Genomic DNA, 16,078 nt, shown 5'->3' with positions numbered 1-16,078 from the left:
TGGATCGATTCCTTCGGGAACACCGGACAGACGGCCCTGATGCGCACGCTTACTCGTACCGCCCTGATCTTCAGCTACCTCTTCCTGTCCATGACGGTCGGGGCGCTCATCTGGCGTGGTGGTCTGGGCGCGGGTGCCGGTGTCGCCGCTGCCCTCGGCGCGCTGGGCGTGCTGGGCGTCATTCACCTCTACCTCACCGGCCACGGTCGCGAGCGTGCCCTCAAGGCCGAGATCGCCCAGGTTCGCGATGCCCACCGCCTGCTGGCCGATGCGCTGGAAACCACCCAGGGCGCCCTGACCGAACTGGCCCAGGCGATTGAATCCGGCGCCCTCAACCGCACCGACGAACTGACGGGCGAGGTCCGCATGCTCGAGGGCCTGATCCAGCAGATGAGCGCCAGCATCGACGAGCGCCTGTCCACCCCCGCCCCGGCCGCCACCGACACCTTCGAGGGCCGCCGTCAGGCCCAGTCCCACGCCCTGCTGCGCACTGTCCACGATGCCCTGACCGAGGGCCGCGTCGACCTCTATCTCCAGCCGGTCGTGACCCTGCCCCAGCGCCGCACCGTCTTCTACGAAAGCTTCACCCGCCTGCGCGACTCCACCGACCGCGTCATGATGCCGGCGGAATACCTCTCGGTCGCCGAGGGCGAGGGCCTGGTCCCCGCCATCGACAATCTGCTGCTGTTCCGCTGTGCCCAGATCGTGCGCCGCCTCGCGCGTCAGGACCGCAAGGTCGGCGTCTTCTGCAATGTCGCCCTGTCCTCGCTGGGCGATGAAACCTTCTTCCCCCAGTTCCTGCATTTCCTGAATGAAAACCGCGACCTGAATCAGTCGCTGATCTTCGAACTGGGTCAGGCCACCTTCGACGCGCGTGGCGCGGTCGAGGCCCGCAACATGGCCAAGCTGGCCGACCTCGGGTTCCGCTTCTCGATCGACAAGGTCCAGACGCTCGACCTCGACTTCGCCGACCTGCAGCGCTCCGACGTCCGCTTCGTCAAGGTCGCCGCCGACCTGCTGATCGAACAACTGCTCGACCTCGACGGTGGCTCGCCGCTGCCCAGCCTGCGCGACATCCAGGCCGCCGACTTCGCCGCCCTCACCCGCCGCTACGGCATCGAGGTGATCGCCGAAAAGTGCGAAAGCGAACGCCAGATCGTCGACATCCTCGAGCTCGACGTCTCCATGGGTCAAGGCCACCTGTTCGGCGAACCCCGCGCCATCAAGGAACAGGTCCTCGCCGAAACCGACCCCCCCGCCGACTTCCTCCGCTCCACGCTGCGCAGCGCGGAGCAACGGCGTCGGGTGGGTTAATCGACCGGGTCCGGCTCGGGCGTCGAGGTCGTCTCATCGGTGAGTTCGCTCGGGGGGACACCCTCGCGCACGACCTGCTCGTCGGCGGCCGTCTCGCTGATGTCGGGCGTGTCGGGCATGGCCTCAGAGATGTCATTGGTCTCTGTCTCGGAGCCGCAGGCCGCAAGGCTGGTGGCCAGAGCGGCGGCGGTCAGTAGCGTCGTGATCTTGTTCATAGATACCTCCTGTCCGGAATTAAACCGGTCAGGCCGCACCCCGTTCCATCACCAGCGCCGGTTGTCGTCCCGCCAGTAGACCCGCTCGCGGCCATAGCGATAGTCGTCGTTGTAGCCGCCAAAGCCATAGCCGCAGGGATCCTCCTCCTCCGACAGCTCGCGACCGATCAGGGCCCCGGCGATGGCGCCGATGGCGGCTCCTTCCTCGCGATTGCCCTCGCCGGCAACCGCCGCCCCCACGGCCGCACCCAGCGCTGCGCCTGCGCCCGTCGCCAGCTCGCGGTTGCGCGCATAGTCGCGCTCGCAGGCCGAGGCATAGTCGCCATACCCCGTCGTCGCGCACCCCTTCAGCATCAGCCCGCAGGCCGCCACCGTCGTCATCGTCACTATGGACCGCATGTCGTCTCTCCCTCTGACCCCCATGCTCGAACGCCGGGGCGAGGGGGCCGTTCCGGCGTTCGTGGGCCTTCTCCCCTTGCGGGAGAAGGACAGGGGTCGCACACCCTTCCCCCACCCCGCTCCCTCGGCTAACCACGGCGCCATGACCCTGCCCTCCCCCCTGCCCCGCCTGTCCGCCGTTGCGGACGACTATGACCTGCTGCTGTGTGACGTCTGGGGGGTGATCCATAACGGCCGCGAGAGCTGGCCCGGCCCGTGCGCCGCGCTTCAGGCCTTCCGCGATCAGGGCGGCACGGTCGTGCTGATCTCCAACTCGCCGCGGCCGGCCTCGGATGTGGTGGCCCAGCTGGACAGTCTCGGCGTGCCGCGCGCCGCCTGGGACGGCTTTGTCACCTCGGGCGATGCCACCCGGATGGAGCTGGCCAAGCGCGCCCCCGGCCCGGCGCTGATCATCGGCCCGCCGCGCGACGCCCCCCTCTATGCCGGCCTCGGCCTCGAGGTCACCGAGGACGTGGCCAGGGCCGCCTTCGTCTCGGTCACGGGCCCCCGCGACGACACCACCGAGACGCCCGAGGACTACCGCGCCGAGCTGTCGACCGCCGCCGCGCGCGGCATCGACCTGATCTGCGCCAACCCCGACCGCGTGGTCCAGCGCGGCGACACCCTGATCTATTGCGGCGGCTCGCTGGCCGACCTCTATGCGCAGCTGGGCGGCCCCGTGGTCATGGCCGGCAAGCCCTTTGCCCCCATCTATGAGCTGGCCCTGACCGAGGCCGGGCGGCACCCCCCGGGGCCCGTCGACCGGTCCCGCGTGCTGTGCATCGGCGACGGCGTCATCACCGATGTACTGGGGGCTGAGCAGCAAGACCTCGACTGTCTGTTCATCGCCCAGGGCATTCATGGCGATGCCGCGCGCGGCCCGGACGGCCTGCTGGATCCCGCCCTCGCCGGGGCCCTGCTGGTCGCGGAAGGCACCTCTGCCCGCTACGCCGCCCTGGACCTCGCCTGGTAAGGCTCGCCATTCCCTGATTCCGGCGTTAACACCGCCCCATGACACAGACGGTCCAGCAGCACCCCTCCGGGGGCTATATCTTCGAAGAGCTTTACGTCGGCATGACCGCCGAAAAGGCCGTCGAGGTCACCGAAGCCCGCATCCAGCAGTTCGCCGAGGCCTCCGACGATTTCAACCCGGTCCATATGGACGAGGCCTTTGCCTCAAAGACCGCCTATCGCGGCCGCATCGCCCACGGCCTGCTCAGCGCCTCCTTCGGCTCGGCCGTGGTCGGCATGATCCTGCCCGGCGCCGGCGCCATATTCCTCAGCCAGCGCACCAGCTTCCACAAGCCGGTCAAGATCGGCGACGTTGTGGTCGCTCGCATCAGCGTGGCTTCCATGGATGCCGAGACGGCCCGTGTCGTCCTGCGCTGCGAAGGTCTGGTCGGCGAGGATCTGGTCATGGACGGCGAGGCGACCGTCCGCGTCCCCCGTCGTCGCCGCCCCGCCAAGAGCTGACGTGTCCCTGACGGTCATCCCGGACTGGCGCGACCTTGCCCCTGCCGACACGGGGGCCGCCGTCGCCATCGGCGCCTTTGACGGCGTCCACCGGGGCCATCAGGCCGTCATCGACGCCGCCCGCGCGGTCGCCACAGCGCGCAGCCTGCCGCTGGGTGTCGTCAGCTTCGAGCCCCATCCCCGCCGCTGGTTCCAGCCCGAGGCCGCCCCCTTCCGCCTGATGTCGCCCGGCCAGATGGAGCGCGCCCTGGACGGCCTCGGCGTCGACCGCCTCTACCGCCTGCCCTTCGACGCCGACATGGCCGCCCTGAGCGATCAGGCCTTTGCGCTGGATGTGCTGGGCGGAGGTCTTGGGATCAAACACGCCGCCGTCGGCTTTGACTTCACCTTCGGCAAGGGCCGCTCCGGCTCGCCCGAGGCCCTCGCCCGCTATGGCGAAACCGCCGGCTTCACCGTCAGCCCGGTCGCCCGCGTCGACGACGCCCACGGCCTGAAACTGTCCTCCAGCGCCGTGCGCGAGGCCCTGCAGGCCGGAGACATGGCCCGCGCCACCGCCATCCTCGGCCGCCCCTTCGCCATCGAGGGCGAGGTCATCCATGGCGACAAGCGCGGCCGTACCATCGGCGTGCCGACCCTCAACATCGCGCTCGGCGACTATATGCGCCCGGCCTATGGCGTGTACGCCACCCGCACCCGTCTGGCCGACGGTCGCGTCATCGACGGCGTCGCCAGCCTCGGCGTCCGCCCCATGTATCTGCTGGAGCAGCCCCTGCTCGAGGTCTGGCTGTTCGACTTCGACGACGACCTCTACGGCCAGACGGTCGAGACCGATCTGGTCGCCTTCCTCCGCCCCGAGATGACCTTCGACGGCCTCGACGCCCTGAAGGTCCAGATCGAGGCCGATGCGGCTGCCGCCCGCGCCGCGCTGGCGGTTTCGGCTGGCGCATCGCCCGCCGCCTCTGCTAGACCGGCCTGACCATGACCGTCCGCGTGATCCGTGTGATTTCGATTAGCCGCCCGGCGTAGCGCCGCAGGCCTGACGCCTCGCGCACGCCGGGATGCCCCGCTCAAGCAGCGGAATCAAACTTCACGCGAACGATCAACGACACGAGACTGACCCATGGCCGACACCGGCGATACTGCTCCCACTGGCCGCGACTATCGCGACACCGTCTTCCTGCCCGAGACGCCCTTCCCCATGCGCGGCGGCCTGCCCAAGAAGGAGCCCGAGATCCTCGAGGCCTGGGGCGACCTCTACGCCCGCCTGCGCGCCGAGCGTCAGTCGCAGAACGCCCCCCTCTATGTGCTGCACGACGGCCCGCCCTATGCCAATGGCGACATCCACATCGGCCATGCGCTGAACAAGACGCTGAAGGACTTCGTGGTCCGCAGCCGCTTCCTGCTGGGCTTTGACGTCGACTATGTCCCCGGCTGGGACTGCCACGGCCTGCCGATCGAATGGAAGATCGAGGAACAGTTCCGCGCCAAAGGCCGCCGCAAGGAAGAGGTCTCCAAGGCCGAGTTCCGCGCGGCCTGCCGCACCTATGCCGAGGGCTGGATCGACGTCCAGCGCGAGCAGTTCAAGCGCCTCGGCGTCACCGCCGACTGGGCCAACCGCTATGCCACCATGGACTATGGCACCGAGGCCGCCATCGTCGCCGAGTTCCACAGGTTCAAGAATTCGGGCCAGCTGTACCGTGGCTCCAAACCCGTCATGTGGTCGCCGGTCGAGCGCACTGCGCTTGCCGAGGCGGAGATCGAGTATCACGACCATGTCTCGCCCACGATCTGGGTGAAATTCCCGGTCACCGGCGCCACCGACGACCACGACGACGACCTGCTGGCCTTCCGCCACGCCACGCCCGCGATCGTCATCTGGACGACCACGCCCTGGACCATCCCGGCCAACCGCGCCATCAGCTACGGCCCGGAGATCGCCTATGGCGTCTATGAGGTCACCGCCATGGAAGAGGGCCTCGAGTTCGAGCCCTGGGCCAAACCGGGCGACCGGCTGATCCTCGCCGACAAGCTGGCGGAAGAGGTTTTCAAGGCTGCGAAGATCGCCAGTACGACCCGCCTCGGCGACATCAATCCCTCGGGGCTGGAGTGCGCCCACCCGCTGGCCGCGCTCGACCCCGGCTATGGCTATGCCGTGCCCCTGCTGGCCGGCGACCACGTGACCGACGACGCCGGCACCGGCTTCGTCCACACCGCCCCCGGCCACGGTGCCGACGACTATGAGGTGTGGAAGGCCCACGGCCACAAGGAAGTGCCCGAGACGGTCGACGCCGACGGCGCCTACTATCCGCACGTGCCCCTGTTCGCCGGGCTCAAGGTGCTGGAGACCGAGGGCAAGAAGGACAAGATCGGCAAGTTCGGCGCCGCCAACAAGGTCGTCACCGAAAAGCTGATCGAGGCGGGCAATCTGCTGGCCCGCGGCCGGATGGAGCACTCCTATCCGCACAGCTGGCGGTCCAAGGCGCCGATCATCTTCCGCAACACCCCCCAGTGGTTCATCCGCATGGATCAACCGCTCAAGTCGGGTGAGACCCTGCGCGAGACCGCGCTCAAGGCCATCGACGCCACCACCTTCCACCCGGCAGCGGGCAAGAATCGCATCCGCTCCATGGTCGAGGATCGCCCCGACTGGCTGATCAGCCGCCAGCGCGCCTGGGGCACGCCTCTGGCCATGTTCGTCGACAAGCACACCGGCCAGCCCCTGCACGACGACGCCGTCGATGCGCGTATCCTCGCCGCCATCCAGGCCGGGGGCGCCGATGCCTGGTTCGAGACCCCCGATGCCGACTTCCTCGGCGTCCACGATCCCGACCAGTATGAAAAGGTCACCGACATCCTCGATGTCTGGTTCGACTCGGGCTGCACCCACGCCTTCACGCTCGAGCCGCGTACGCCCGAGCACGGCTATCAGGGCGACCGCCCCTCGCACTGGCCCGCCGACCTCTATCTGGAAGGCTCCGACCAGCACCGCGGCTGGTTCCAGTCCAACCTGCTGGAAGGCTGCGGCACCCGTGGCCGCGCGCCCTACAAGGCCGTCCTCACCCACGGCTTCACCCAGGACGAGCAGGGCAAGAAGATGTCCAAGTCGCTGGGCAACACCACCGACCCGGCGACCGTCATCAAGGAATCGGGCGCCGACATCCTGCGTCTGTGGGTGGCCCTGGTCGACTATGCCGAGGACCAGCGCATCGGCAAACAGATCCTCCAGACCACGGTCGAGGCCTATCGTAAGCTGCGCAATACCGTCCGCTATCTGCTGGGCGCGCTGGCCGACTTTGACGAGGCCGAGCGCCTGCCGCTGGACCAGATGCCGCCGCTGGAACGTTTCATCCTGCACCGGCTGTGGCAGCTGGATGGCCAGGTCCGCCAGGCCTATGACACCTATGATTTCCAGGACGTCGTCCGTCCGGTGATCGAATTCTGCTCGGGCGACCTGTCGGCCCTCTATTTCGACGTCCGCAAGGACAGCCTCTATTGCGACCGCCCCGACGCGATCCGCAGGCGGGCCGCCCGCACCGTCATGCACGAGGTCTTCCTGCGCCTCACCGCCTGGCTGGCCCCCCTGACCCCCTTCACCATGGAAGAGGCCTGGACGACCCGCTACCCCCCCCAGAGCGATGATGGCGCCGGCACCAACTGTGCCCGCATCATCCCCGACACCCCCGCCGAATGGCAGAACGACGCAGAGGCTGCGCGCTGGGACAAGGTCTGGACCGTGCTGGAAACCGTCAATGAAGCCCTCGAGGCCGCCCGCCGCGACAAGATCATCGGCGGCGCCCTCGACGCCTGGCCCACGGTGACCCTGCCGGCCGAGCTGATGACGGCCTTCGAGGGGCTGGATGCCGCAGAGGTGTTCCGCACCTCCGGCGCCGAACTGTCCTCAGGCGGCGACACCGTCACCGCCCGCATCAACACCGCCGACCACCCCAAATGCGCCCGCTCCTGGCGCCGCGTGCCCGACGTCGGCTCCGACCCCGACTACCCCGACCTCAGCGCCCGCGACGCCGACGCCGTCCGCTGGCTGGACGCCCGGAAGGGGTAATCTCCCTCCCCTCTCCCGGCGGGTCCCAACGGGAGAAGGGATAATATCGGCCACACCCCCACGTCCGCTGTGATCGCTGTGCCTTCGTTGTGTCCGCTGTGATGAACCTCTTACTTCCTTGAGATGCCCTAAAACTCGAACACCTCAACCACGCCCCCGGCCCGCCCGCCGCCGACCACCTCTCCCCCGGCAATGGCGTACAGACGATCTCCCACGACGGCCGCGGCCAGGCCGTGACGCGGGGTGATCATGTCCGGGCCCCGGCTCCAGGCGTCGGTTGCGGGGTCATAGATCCATGTCTCCGGAAACACCCCGCCGCCGCCCGGCGCAAACCATTCGCCTCCGGACGCCACCAGTTTGCCGCCGACCGCCCCCATGGCCAGACCGCCACCCACCTGCTGGCCGCTGTCGGAGACCGGAATCGGCGCCAGCGTGTCCCAGCGGTCGGCCACCGGATCATAGCGGTCCAGCCGGCCGGTGCCGCCACCCTGCACCGTGCGACCGCCCGCGATCCACAGGCACCCGTCCAGCACCGCCACCGCCGCGCTGTTCCGCGCCATCGGGGCGGGCGTCAGCGTCTCCCATCGGCCCGTCACCGGGTCCAGCGCCAGATGGGTGTCGACGTCACCCTGATCCGGCCAGTTGCCGTTGGCTTCGCCAATGGGCGAGCGCCCGGTGACCAGATGCACCCGCCCGGCCAGCAGCGCTCCGACCGCCTCGGCCTGCGGGCGTGGCAGCGGATCCAGCGAGCGCCAGCTGTCGCCCTCCAGCACCCAGGTCTCCAGACTATTGACCCATTCCCCCGCCTCGCCCCGGCGATAGCCGCCGATGGCCAGCATCCGCCCGGCGCCGTCGGCCACCATCATCGGGTGATGCCGGGGCTGGGGCAGCATCGGCCCCTCGGACCAGACCCCGGTCGCAGTCTCCAGCACAGCAACCCGCCGCTCGATGTGCAGGGGCTGGCCCTGACGCGAGACCAGCCCGCCGGCCGTGACGATACGGCTGCCGGTTGTCGCCGCATAGATCTCCTGCGCGGGCCAGGGCATGGCCGCAGCCGCACTCCAGCCGCCGCTTGCGACACGGCCGTTGCCCATCACGCCCAGCGCCGCACTGGCGGTCAGAAAACTGCGTCGATCCATGCCTCAAACCCCCTCGTGTCGCAGGAACAGCACCTGGGCCGCGCCATACGTCCGCTGATCCAGTCGCGCATAGCCGGGTGTTGCGATGTCCGGCTCGTTCGCCCCTCGTTCGAGCACCACGATCGCGCCGGGCGCCAGCCAATTCCCCTCGCGCAACCGGTCCAGCGTCTGCTCGCCCAACCCCTTCCCGTAGGGGGGGTCCAGAAACGCAAGGGAAAAGGCCTCGCCCGCCGAGCCGGGACGCACGCCCAGATCTGTCGCATCGCGGCGGTGCACCCGGGTCGCTCCCATCAAGCCATAAGCGTCGGCATTCTCGCGGATCGCGCCGCGCGCCGCATCCGACGTCTCGACGAACAGGCAAAAGGCCGCCCCCCGGCTCATCGCCTCAAAGCCCAGCGCGCCCGATCCGGCATAAAGGTCCATGACCCGTGCCCCCGTCAGCGGTTCTGACCAGGCCGCATGCTCCAACACATTGAAGATGGCCTGCCGCGCCCGGTCGCTGGTCGGGCGGGTCCCCTGGCCCTCCGGCGCGACGATGGCCCGGCCCTTGAGCCGTCCGGCGACGATCCTCATGCGTCCTCACTCCACTTTTGCGGCGGCGCCGCCTCGGCCAGGGCGTCCAGCCGCGTCTTCAGCTCGGCCATGAAGCCATGCTTGTCGCCTGTCCAGCGCACGGGCTCGCCGACCATGGCGGTGCAGTTCATCGGCACCGGCGTGATCGCCCCCTTGGGCAGGACCCGGCCCGCGCCCTGGATCCACACGGGTACGACCGGCACCTCGGGAAAGGCCTCGGCCAGCCGCGCCACCCCGGCCTTCAGCGGCGCCATCCGCCCGTCGCGGCTGCGCGTGCCCTCGGGGAAGACCAGAATGATCTCACCGCGCGCCAGCGCCTCGCGCGCCGGGGCCAGCACATCCTCGCCGCGCTTCACCGTGCGCGAGATCGGCGTGATCCCCACGACCCGCCGCGACATCCAGCTGACCACCGGATTGGCGAGGAAATAGTCGGCCGCCGCCACGGGCCTGACCTGATGCAGCGCCCCGATCGGGAACAGGCCCAGCAGGATGAAGGCGTCCATATGGCTGTTGTGATTGGCCGCCACGATCGCCGGACCGCGCCGGGGCAGGTGCTCGCGTCCCACCACATCCATGCCCGTCATGAACCGCACCAGCGGCCGCGCCACCAGCGTCAGGAACAGCGTCCGCCCCCAGCCGAACGGGCGCGCAGGCTCGGTGGGGGCAGGCTCAGTACCGGTCGAGCGCATAATAGGCCATCAGGTGGAAATAGAGCGGCGCGGTAAAGGTCAGGCTGTCGATCCGGTCCAGCACCCCGCCATGCCCGGGGATCAGGCGGCTGGTGTCCTTGACGCCCAGATCTCGCTTGACCGCGCTCATGGTCACGTCCCCGGCAAAGCCTGCGACCGGCAGCACCAGCGCCACGATCAATGCCTCGATCCGGTCAAGGCCGGTGAACACCGGGGCGAGGAACCAGAACAGTCCCGCGCTCAGGATCCAGCCGCCCAGGAACCCCTCCCACGTCTTGTTCGGGCTGACCTTCGGCACGATCTTGTGCCGCCCGAAGGCCTTGCCACAGATGTACTGCAGTACATCGTTGGCCTCTGTCACGAACAGCAGCAGGAACACCAGACCCGCCGCCCCCGCCGGAGCCTCGCTGTCGGGCAACCGCATCAGCAGGGGGATGGTGCCCAGCGTATAGACGCACACGATCACCGCCCAGGTCAGGGTTGCGACCGTCGCCAGATAGGCCCGCGTCTGCCCGGCCAGCGCCATCAGGAAGGGCACGGTCAGGAAGAACCACACCGGGATCGACACGACATAGATGCCGTACATATCCAGAACTACGAGTCCGAACGCCAGCGGCACCGTCAGATAGGCGAACAGGACGATCAACCGGTCCTCGCGGCGCAAGGGGGCCAGCGACAGGAACTCCCGCAGCGCGATGAACGCCACCAGCGCAAACAGCACCGTCACGGCGGGCCAGCCCAGCGCCAGCGCCGCCCCCGTCAGGGCCACCATCCCCCACCACGACCAGACCCGAAGCCGCAGCTCGGTCGCGTCGAACCCCGGCTTCAGGCGCGGCAGGGCCAGTACCAGCACCGAGGCCAGCGTCAGCACGGCCAGCACCGCCGCCAGCCCCATAGCCACGTGCGGATGCAGGCTGAAAGGCCCGGCTGTCAGCGGCGCCATCATGTGTCTAGTCTCATGCTGGAATCACACATCGGCCCGACCATGCCCCAGAACCGGCCCGCGCGGCAGACCTTCTCGACATCCCTGTTCCGGTCGACCGCCGTGCATTTGGCACTGGGCGGTCTGGCCATGGGCAGCTGGGCGGCCTTTGCCAATCGCGACCACCCCCTGCCGGACCTGCTGTTGGCCGCCCTCGTGCAGGGGGCGCTGTCGGCCCTGATCACCCTGATCATGAAGCGCGGGCTCGAGGCCGGCTTTCGCCGCCTGGACGGTCTGGCCGCCCGGCTGGTGCCGCCGCTGGTCAGCTGCCTGACCATCGCCGGGGTGCTGTTTTGCGCCCACACCCTCGCTGGCACGCCCGAGGTCTGGGCCACGCTGGCTGTGCCGTGGACCGTCTCGACCACCTATGCCTTCGTCTATGTGGCCAGCCTGCGGAGAGCGCCATGACCGACAACCGCCGCCCCCTGAAGTCGCGTGGCACGGGCTGGGCCACCGGCCTCGCCCGGCTTTGCGCCCGCATGGGTCTGTCGCCCGACACCATCTCGGCCCTCAGTGTGGTGTTCGCAGGCGTCGGGTTCTGGGCCTTCTGGATGTCGGCCACGGCAGAAGGCGCCGAGCGTGCTGGCTGGCTGTTTGCCGCCGGGGTGGCGATCCAGCTGCGCCTTTTGGCCAACCTTCTGGACGGCATGGTAGCGGTCGAACACGGACGCGGAGGCCCGCTCGGCCCGGTCTGGAACGAACTGCCGGACCGCATCGCCGACGCCCTGTTCCTCGTAGGCGCAGGCATGGCGCTCAGGGTCTATGACCCCGCCTTCGGCCCGATGCTGGGCTGGACCGCCGCCCTGCTGGCCGTGCTGACCGCCTATATCCGCGAGTTGGGCCGAGCCCTGGGTCAGGCTGCAGACTTCACCGGCCCGGGCGCCAAGCCGCACCGGATGGCCGCCCTGACGCTGGGCTGTCTGGTCGCCGCCGGACTGGCCCTGACGCTTTCGGACTACAGCTTCGCCGCCCTGTGGCTGGCGCTGGCCGTCATCGTGCTGCTGACCGCCGTGACCGTGGTGCGACGCACCCTGCGCCTTGCCGCCTGGCTGAAAGCTCGCGACGGATCAGCTTGAGCGTCTCGGACTGCCGCGCCCGCCGGCGGGCCCACCCGGGCGTCCACCGGGTTTGCCGCCTGAGCCACCGGGCTTGCCGGGCCCCCCGCGTCCAGGCGGGCCCGAGCGGGGACGTTCGCCGCCGGGACGGGCGCCTGCAGGCTTGCCGGACCGAGGCTTGTCATCGCGCGATTTGAAATCCCGGGCCGGGCGGTCGCCCGACTCCGACCGGGGCTTGTAGTCCCGCTTGGGGCCATCGCCGGTCGGGCGGGCACCATAGGCGCGCTTGGGCCGATCAGCATTCTCTGCGCCCGGAGCCCCGGCGCGCGGCTTGAAGTCTCGTTTGGGATGGCTGGTGCGGGGCGCGGCCTTGGCCCAGCCCTCCTTCTTCGGCGCCCGGCGTCCGGTCTCGGCCCGCTCGGCGGCCTCGGTCGTGGCGACGCCTGCGGCCCGCACCCGGCTGGGCTTGCGCGAGGGGTCCGACAGGGCCGAGCCCGACTTGCCGACCACCACAGGGCCGCGCGGGCGCCGTCCGGGGATGGGGGCGGGGGTCGACACCGTATTGCCCTGCGGCAGGTTCTCGGGGCGGATATGGTCGGCCAGCATTTCGCGGATCACCCGGGGGCCGATCTCCTCGACCGAGCCGACCGGCAGCGTGCCCAGCTGGAACGGTCCGTACGCCAGACGGATCAGCCGGTTGACCGTCAGTCCGACCGACTCCAGCACCTTGCGGACCTCGCGGTTCTTGCCCTCGGTGATTGACACGCTCAGCCACAGATTGGCCGGGGCGTGGCCGTCGTCGCCAGCCTTCTCCTTGGCCTTGTCGATGGTCGCCTCGATGGGCCCATAGTGGATGCCGTCGACGGTCGTACCGGTCTTCAGCGTATCCAGCTTCTCCTGGGTGATGCGCCCCCGGGCCCGCGCCCGGTACTGACGCACCAGCGCCGAAGTCGGCAGTTCCAGCGCCCGGCTCAGCTCGCCGTCATTGGTCAGCAGCAGCAGGCCCTCGGTGTTCAGGTCCAGACGTCCGACCGAGATCACCCGCGGCAGACCACTGGGCAGGGCGTCAAACACCGTCGGTCGTCCCGCCGGGTCCATATGCGAGGTCACCAGCCCGGCCGGCTTGTGATAGCGCCAGACGCGCGTCGCCTCGGCGGCGCCCACCGGCTTGCCGTTTACCGTGATCACGTCGTCGCGGGTCACCAGCGTCGCGGGCGTATCCAGAATCTTGCCGTTGACCGCCACCTGGCCCAGACCGATCAGCCGTTCGACCTCACGCCGGGACGCGATTCCGGCCCGGGCCAGCGCCTTGGCGATGCGCTCGGTGCGTTTGGGCGCGGGCTTGCCGCCGGCCTTGTCGTCGCGACCCCTGTCGCCCCCCGGCTTGTCGCCGCGCGGTCTGTCCCCCCGAGGCTTGTCACTCCGGGGCTTGTCGCGGTCGTACTTGCCCCCGGGTTTGCGGTCGGCGAAAGCGCCTCCCTCTTGACGCGGGCGGGGCTTCTTGTCGTTGTCTTTTGAATGGCGGTCCATGATGAGCGGTTCATGCGCATGGCATTGGCCCTGGCGCAAGCGGCGGCGGACGTGGACGAGGTCCCCGTCGGCGCAATTCTGGTTGATGAGACGACCGGAACCGTGCTCGCCGAGGGGTCGAACCGGCCCATTTCGACCTGTGATCCCACCGCCCATGCCGAGATCATCGCCCTGCGCGCGGGGGCCGAAAACCTCGGCAATTATCGCCTGACCGGCTTGACCCTCTACGTCACGCTCGAGCCCTGCCCCATGTGCGCCGGCGCGATCAGCCTTGCCCGCATCGGACGCGTCGTCTGGGCCGCCGATGACCCCAAGGGCGGTGGCGTGGTTCACGGCCCGCGCATCTTCGACCAGCCGACCTGTCACTGGCGCCCCGCGGTCGAGGGCGGGCTGCTGGCCGACGAGGCCGCCGGTCTGCTGAAACGATTCTTCCGGGCGCGGAGGGGAACGGCCAGGCCTCACAGCCGTTCCGACGCACAGTCGCCTGTGGAGGGGCAAAGCGAATGATACGAGCCCTGTTGATCTCTGCCGGACTGCTGGCGGCCCTCTCGGCCTGCGAGGAACCCACACCGGTGACCTCGGACGGAGATGCCGTCCAGCAACGCGCCGTCGAGGCCCAGACGGCTCGTCGCCGCACCGGTGCCGAGATTCAGGAGCGCATGCTGCATCGGGAAGTGCAGGCCTCCTACGTCTGCGTCGGCGGGGACCGACTCACGGTCGACTTCGACAATGCACGCGAGATGGCCACCGTTCGCAACTCAATGGGCCAGGCCTTCGACCTGCACCTCGAACGGGCCGAGACAGGCATCTGGTATCGCGCCAGCGGCAATGAGTTGCGCGGCGAAGGCACGACCGCCGTCTGGACCGTCGGGGACCGCGACCCCGTCGAATGCCGGGCGGTCGACTAGGACGCCCCCGCCTCGTTCAAAAAGGCGCGTACCCGACCCGCATCGACATCCCGGGCGACGAAGGCTTCACCGATACCTCGCGCCAGAACCAGCGTCAGACGTCCGCCCTCGGCCTTCTTGTCCTCGGTCATGCGGGCCAGCACCCCCTCGGCCTTGAACCCGGCCACGCTCGCCAGATCCGTCGGCAGGCCGGACCTCGCCACCACGTCAGCCACGCGCTCCACATCTGAAGGCGGGCACAGCCCCTCCCGCGCCGAGAAGCCAAACGCCAGCACACAGCCCAGCGCGACCGCCTCGCCATGGGTCAGCACATCCTCGTCAAAGCCCAGCTCGGCCTCCAGCGCATGGCCGAAGGTGTGACCGAGGTTCAGCAGGGCCCGGGCCCCCGCCTCCTTCTCGTCGGCCCCGACCACGGCGGCCTTGATCCGCACCGAGCGCTCGATGGCATCGGCCAGCGCATCGTCAGCCATCCCGACAGGGTCGCCGACCGCCGCCAGCTGGTCGAAATAGGCCGCGTCGCCCAGCAGGCCATGCTTCAGCATCTCCGCCCAGCCCGAGCGCAGCTGACGCAGCGGCAGGGTCTTGAGCACATCGGTGTCCGCCAGCACCCGGCGCGGCTGGTGAAACGCTCCGACCAGATTCTTGCCGCGCGGCGTGTCGATCGCCGTCTTGCCGCCCACCGAGGAATCCACCTGGGCCAGCAGGGTCGTGGGCACCTGAACAAAGTCTATGCCGCGCATGAACAGGGCGGCGGCCAAGCCCGCCAGATCCCCGATCACCCCCCCGCCCAGCGCGATCACCAGACTTGACCGGTCCAGCCCGTGCGCCATGAGGCCATCCAGCACATGCTCCAGCTGACCAAAGGACTTGCTGGCCTCGCCCGCCGGCACGACAACCGACCCGGCCCGGGCCCCCACCGCATCCAGCGCCTCGACCACGCCCGCGCCATACAAGCCAAAAACAGTCTCGTCCGACACGACGGCGACCGAGCGTCCGGGGCGCACCTCGGAGATCCCGGCGATTCCAGCCAGAAGCCCCGGTCCGATAACCACCTCATACGGCCGAAAGCCCTCGCCTGAGACCCCGACGATTCGGCTCATGACGCCTGTCCCTGATGGTAGGCGGCAAGCGCCTCGACGATGGTGTCGACCGACTGGGAATGGGCCCCCGTCCCCACATCGACTGTCACATCGGCAAAGGCGTAGATGGGATAGCGGACCTCGGCCATGCGCTTCAGTGTCTCCAGCGGGTCACGGCCGCGCAGCAGGGGCCGGGTATCGCGCCGCCGGACCCGCTCGGCCACCACCTGCAGGTCAGCGCGCATCCACACCGTCAGGGCCTTGTCCTTCAGCAGCGCCCGGGTCTCGGGGTTCATCACCGCCCCGCCGCCGGTCGCCAACACCATAGGCGGGCCCTCGACCAGCCGCTTCATGACCCGCGCCTCCCCGGCCCGGAACTCCTCCTCGCCATACAGGGAGAAGATGTCCGACACCGTCATCCCCGCCGCTTCCTCGATCTCGGTATCGCCATCGGCGAATGGCAGACCCAGCCGTCGGGCCAGCCGCCGTCCGACGGTCGACTTGCCCACCCCCATCAGCCCGATCAGGGCGATGGTGCGGTCGACGGTCACGGTCGAGGCAGGCTTGGCGTCAGAAGCGGCTGGGGTCATGATCCGTTCGACCTCTACACCATGGCGCGCAAC

At 69.3% G+C, this 16,078-nt stretch carries 18 protein-coding genes; 9 read left to right on the top strand and 9 right to left on the bottom strand.

Going from position 1 to position 16,078, the window contains the following annotated elements:
- Positions 1-39 precede the first annotated feature (39 nt).
- Positions 40-1,314, top strand: coding sequence for an EAL domain-containing protein (locus B4K74_RS05785; RefSeq protein ID WP_286692143.1), 1,275 nt, complete (start codon positions 40-42; stop codon positions 1,312-1,314).
- Here B4K74_RS05785 and B4K74_RS05780 read toward each other — a convergent pair.
- Both B4K74_RS05780 and B4K74_RS05775 read right to left on the bottom strand, forming a co-directional pair.
- A complete protein-coding gene (locus tag B4K74_RS05780; RefSeq protein ID WP_286692142.1) occupies positions 1,311-1,529 on the bottom strand; it encodes a hypothetical protein in 219 nt (72 codons plus the stop codon). The genes B4K74_RS05785 and B4K74_RS05780 overlap by 4 nt on opposite strands.
- Before the next feature lie 48 nt (positions 1,530-1,577).
- The gene (locus B4K74_RS05775) at positions 1,578-1,928 is read right to left on the bottom strand and encodes a glycine zipper 2TM domain-containing protein (protein ID WP_286692141.1); all 351 of its coding nucleotides are present in this window, start codon (positions 1,926-1,928) and stop codon (positions 1,578-1,580) included.
- 142 nt (positions 1,929-2,070) lie between these two features.
- Here B4K74_RS05775 and B4K74_RS05770 point away from each other — a divergent pair, with 142 nt between their 5' ends.
- The 4 genes from B4K74_RS05770 to ileS all read left to right on the top strand — a co-directional run bounded on the left by B4K74_RS05770 (position 2,071) and on the right by ileS (position 7,500).
- Complete coding sequence (locus B4K74_RS05770) at positions 2,071-2,940, top strand: TIGR01459 family HAD-type hydrolase (RefSeq protein ID WP_286692140.1); 870 nt, start codon at positions 2,071-2,073, stop codon at positions 2,938-2,940.
- 38 nt (positions 2,941-2,978) lie between these two features.
- Positions 2,979-3,440, top strand: coding sequence for a MaoC family dehydratase (locus B4K74_RS05765; protein WP_123287505.1), 462 nt, complete (start codon positions 2,979-2,981; stop codon positions 3,438-3,440).
- 1 nt (position 3,441) lies between these two features.
- Positions 3,442-4,416 carry a bifunctional riboflavin kinase/FAD synthetase gene (locus B4K74_RS05760; RefSeq protein WP_286692139.1) on the top strand — a complete coding sequence of 325 codons (975 nt, stop codon included), beginning with the start codon at positions 3,442-3,444 and terminating at the stop codon, positions 4,414-4,416.
- A 144-nt stretch (positions 4,417-4,560) separates the two neighbouring features.
- Entirely contained in the window at positions 4,561-7,500 is a 2,940-nt protein-coding gene (gene ileS, locus B4K74_RS05755; RefSeq protein WP_286692138.1) for an isoleucine--tRNA ligase, read from the top strand.
- 128 nt (positions 7,501-7,628) lie between these two features.
- On the opposite strand, the gene B4K74_RS05750 is transcribed toward ileS, so the two are convergent.
- From B4K74_RS05750 to B4K74_RS05735, 4 genes are read right to left on the bottom strand one after another with little or no spacing between them, the layout of a single operon-like run.
- Positions 7,629-8,639, bottom strand: coding sequence for a Kelch repeat-containing protein (locus tag B4K74_RS05750; RefSeq protein ID WP_286692137.1), 1,011 nt, complete (start codon positions 8,637-8,639; stop codon positions 7,629-7,631).
- A gap of 3 nt (positions 8,640-8,642) precedes the next feature.
- Positions 8,643-9,212, bottom strand: a complete 570-nt coding sequence (gene rsmD / locus B4K74_RS05745) for a 16S rRNA (guanine(966)-N(2))-methyltransferase RsmD (protein ID WP_286692136.1) — start codon at positions 9,210-9,212, stop codon at positions 8,643-8,645.
- Positions 9,209-9,901, bottom strand: coding sequence for a lysophospholipid acyltransferase family protein (locus B4K74_RS05740; RefSeq protein ID WP_286692135.1), 693 nt, complete (start codon positions 9,899-9,901; stop codon positions 9,209-9,211). Before B4K74_RS05740 ends, rsmD begins: the two co-directional genes overlap by 4 nt.
- On the bottom strand, positions 9,882-10,847 hold the full coding sequence (locus B4K74_RS05735; RefSeq protein ID WP_286692134.1) for a phosphatidate cytidylyltransferase: 966 nt from the start codon (positions 10,845-10,847) through the stop codon (positions 9,882-9,884). Before B4K74_RS05735 ends, B4K74_RS05740 begins: the two co-directional genes overlap by 20 nt.
- A 12-nt stretch (positions 10,848-10,859) precedes the next feature.
- Here B4K74_RS05735 and B4K74_RS05730 point away from each other — a divergent pair, with 12 nt between their 5' ends.
- A complete protein-coding gene (locus B4K74_RS05730) occupies positions 10,860-11,291 on the top strand; it encodes a hypothetical protein (protein WP_286692133.1) in 432 nt (143 codons plus the stop codon).
- Positions 11,288-11,959: a CDP-alcohol phosphatidyltransferase family protein gene (locus B4K74_RS05725; protein ID WP_286692132.1), complete on the top strand. Its 672-nt coding sequence runs from the start codon at positions 11,288-11,290 to the stop codon at positions 11,957-11,959. Before B4K74_RS05730 ends, B4K74_RS05725 begins: the two co-directional genes overlap by 4 nt.
- On the opposite strand, the gene B4K74_RS05720 is transcribed toward B4K74_RS05725, so the two are convergent.
- Positions 11,951-13,468, bottom strand: a complete 1,518-nt coding sequence (locus B4K74_RS05720) for a pseudouridine synthase (RefSeq protein ID WP_286692131.1) — start codon at positions 13,466-13,468, stop codon at positions 11,951-11,953. The genes B4K74_RS05725 and B4K74_RS05720 overlap by 9 nt on opposite strands.
- A 12-nt stretch (positions 13,469-13,480) precedes the next feature.
- Here B4K74_RS05720 and tadA point away from each other — a divergent pair, with 12 nt between their 5' ends.
- Complete coding sequence (gene tadA / locus B4K74_RS05715) at positions 13,481-13,975, top strand: tRNA adenosine(34) deaminase TadA (protein ID WP_286692130.1); 495 nt, start codon at positions 13,481-13,483, stop codon at positions 13,973-13,975.
- Positions 13,972-14,376, top strand: a complete 405-nt coding sequence (locus B4K74_RS05710) for an MliC family protein (RefSeq protein WP_286692129.1) — start codon at positions 13,972-13,974, stop codon at positions 14,374-14,376. The genes tadA and B4K74_RS05710 overlap by 4 nt, the downstream gene beginning before the upstream one ends.
- Here the strand turns inward: B4K74_RS05710 and aroB are convergent.
- Positions 14,373-15,476: a 3-dehydroquinate synthase gene (gene aroB / locus B4K74_RS05705; protein ID WP_286692128.1), complete on the bottom strand. Its 1,104-nt coding sequence runs from the start codon at positions 15,474-15,476 to the stop codon at positions 14,373-14,375. The two genes, B4K74_RS05710 and aroB, sit on opposite strands and share 4 nt — an antisense overlap.
- Positions 15,473-16,045, bottom strand: a complete 573-nt coding sequence (locus tag B4K74_RS05700; protein ID WP_123287526.1) for a shikimate kinase — start codon at positions 16,043-16,045, stop codon at positions 15,473-15,475. The genes aroB and B4K74_RS05700 overlap by 4 nt, the downstream gene beginning before the upstream one ends.
- Positions 16,046-16,078: the final 33 nt, after the last annotated feature.

The sequence above is a fragment of the Brevundimonas sp. UBA2503 genome, from assembly GCF_002341485.1.
In the GTDB taxonomy this organism is placed as follows: Bacteria; Pseudomonadota; Alphaproteobacteria; order Caulobacterales; family Caulobacteraceae; genus Brevundimonas; species Brevundimonas halotolerans.
Note: the sequence above shows the minus strand (reverse complement) of the source record. Positions and strands in the feature narration are given on the sequence as shown.

Coding starts and splice junctions, on each gene's coding strand:
- B4K74_RS05785 (WP_286692143.1), top strand. CDS start 40: ATGCGCACGCTTACTCGTACCGCCCTGATCTTCAGCTACCTCTTCCTG.
- B4K74_RS05780 (WP_286692142.1), bottom strand. CDS start 1,529: ATGAACAAGATCACGACGCTACTGACCGCCGCCGCTCTGGCCACCAGC.
- B4K74_RS05775 (WP_286692141.1), bottom strand. CDS start 1,928: ATGCGGTCCATAGTGACGATGACGACGGTGGCGGCCTGCGGGCTGATG.
- B4K74_RS05770 (WP_286692140.1), top strand. CDS start 2,071: ATGACCCTGCCCTCCCCCCTGCCCCGCCTGTCCGCCGTTGCGGACGAC.
- B4K74_RS05765 (WP_123287505.1), top strand. CDS start 2,979: ATGACACAGACGGTCCAGCAGCACCCCTCCGGGGGCTATATCTTCGAA.
- ileS (WP_286692138.1), top strand. CDS start 4,561: ATGGCCGACACCGGCGATACTGCTCCCACTGGCCGCGACTATCGCGAC.
- B4K74_RS05750 (WP_286692137.1), bottom strand. CDS start 8,639: ATGGATCGACGCAGTTTTCTGACCGCCAGTGCGGCGCTGGGCGTGATG.
- rsmD (WP_286692136.1), bottom strand. CDS start 9,212: ATGAGGATCGTCGCCGGACGGCTCAAGGGCCGGGCCATCGTCGCGCCG.
- B4K74_RS05740 (WP_286692135.1), bottom strand. CDS start 9,901: ATGCGCTCGACCGGTACTGAGCCTGCCCCCACCGAGCCTGCGCGCCCG.
- B4K74_RS05735 (WP_286692134.1), bottom strand. CDS start 10,847: ATGATGGCGCCGCTGACAGCCGGGCCTTTCAGCCTGCATCCGCACGTG.
- B4K74_RS05730 (WP_286692133.1), top strand. CDS start 10,860: ATGCTGGAATCACACATCGGCCCGACCATGCCCCAGAACCGGCCCGCG.
- B4K74_RS05725 (WP_286692132.1), top strand. CDS start 11,288: ATGACCGACAACCGCCGCCCCCTGAAGTCGCGTGGCACGGGCTGGGCC.
- B4K74_RS05720 (WP_286692131.1), bottom strand. CDS start 13,468: ATGGACCGCCATTCAAAAGACAACGACAAGAAGCCCCGCCCGCGTCAA.
- tadA (WP_286692130.1), top strand. CDS start 13,481: ATGCGCATGGCATTGGCCCTGGCGCAAGCGGCGGCGGACGTGGACGAG.
- B4K74_RS05710 (WP_286692129.1), top strand. CDS start 13,972: ATGATACGAGCCCTGTTGATCTCTGCCGGACTGCTGGCGGCCCTCTCG.
- aroB (WP_286692128.1), bottom strand. CDS start 15,476: ATGAGCCGAATCGTCGGGGTCTCAGGCGAGGGCTTTCGGCCGTATGAG.
- B4K74_RS05700 (WP_123287526.1), bottom strand. CDS start 16,045: ATGACCCCAGCCGCTTCTGACGCCAAGCCTGCCTCGACCGTGACCGTC.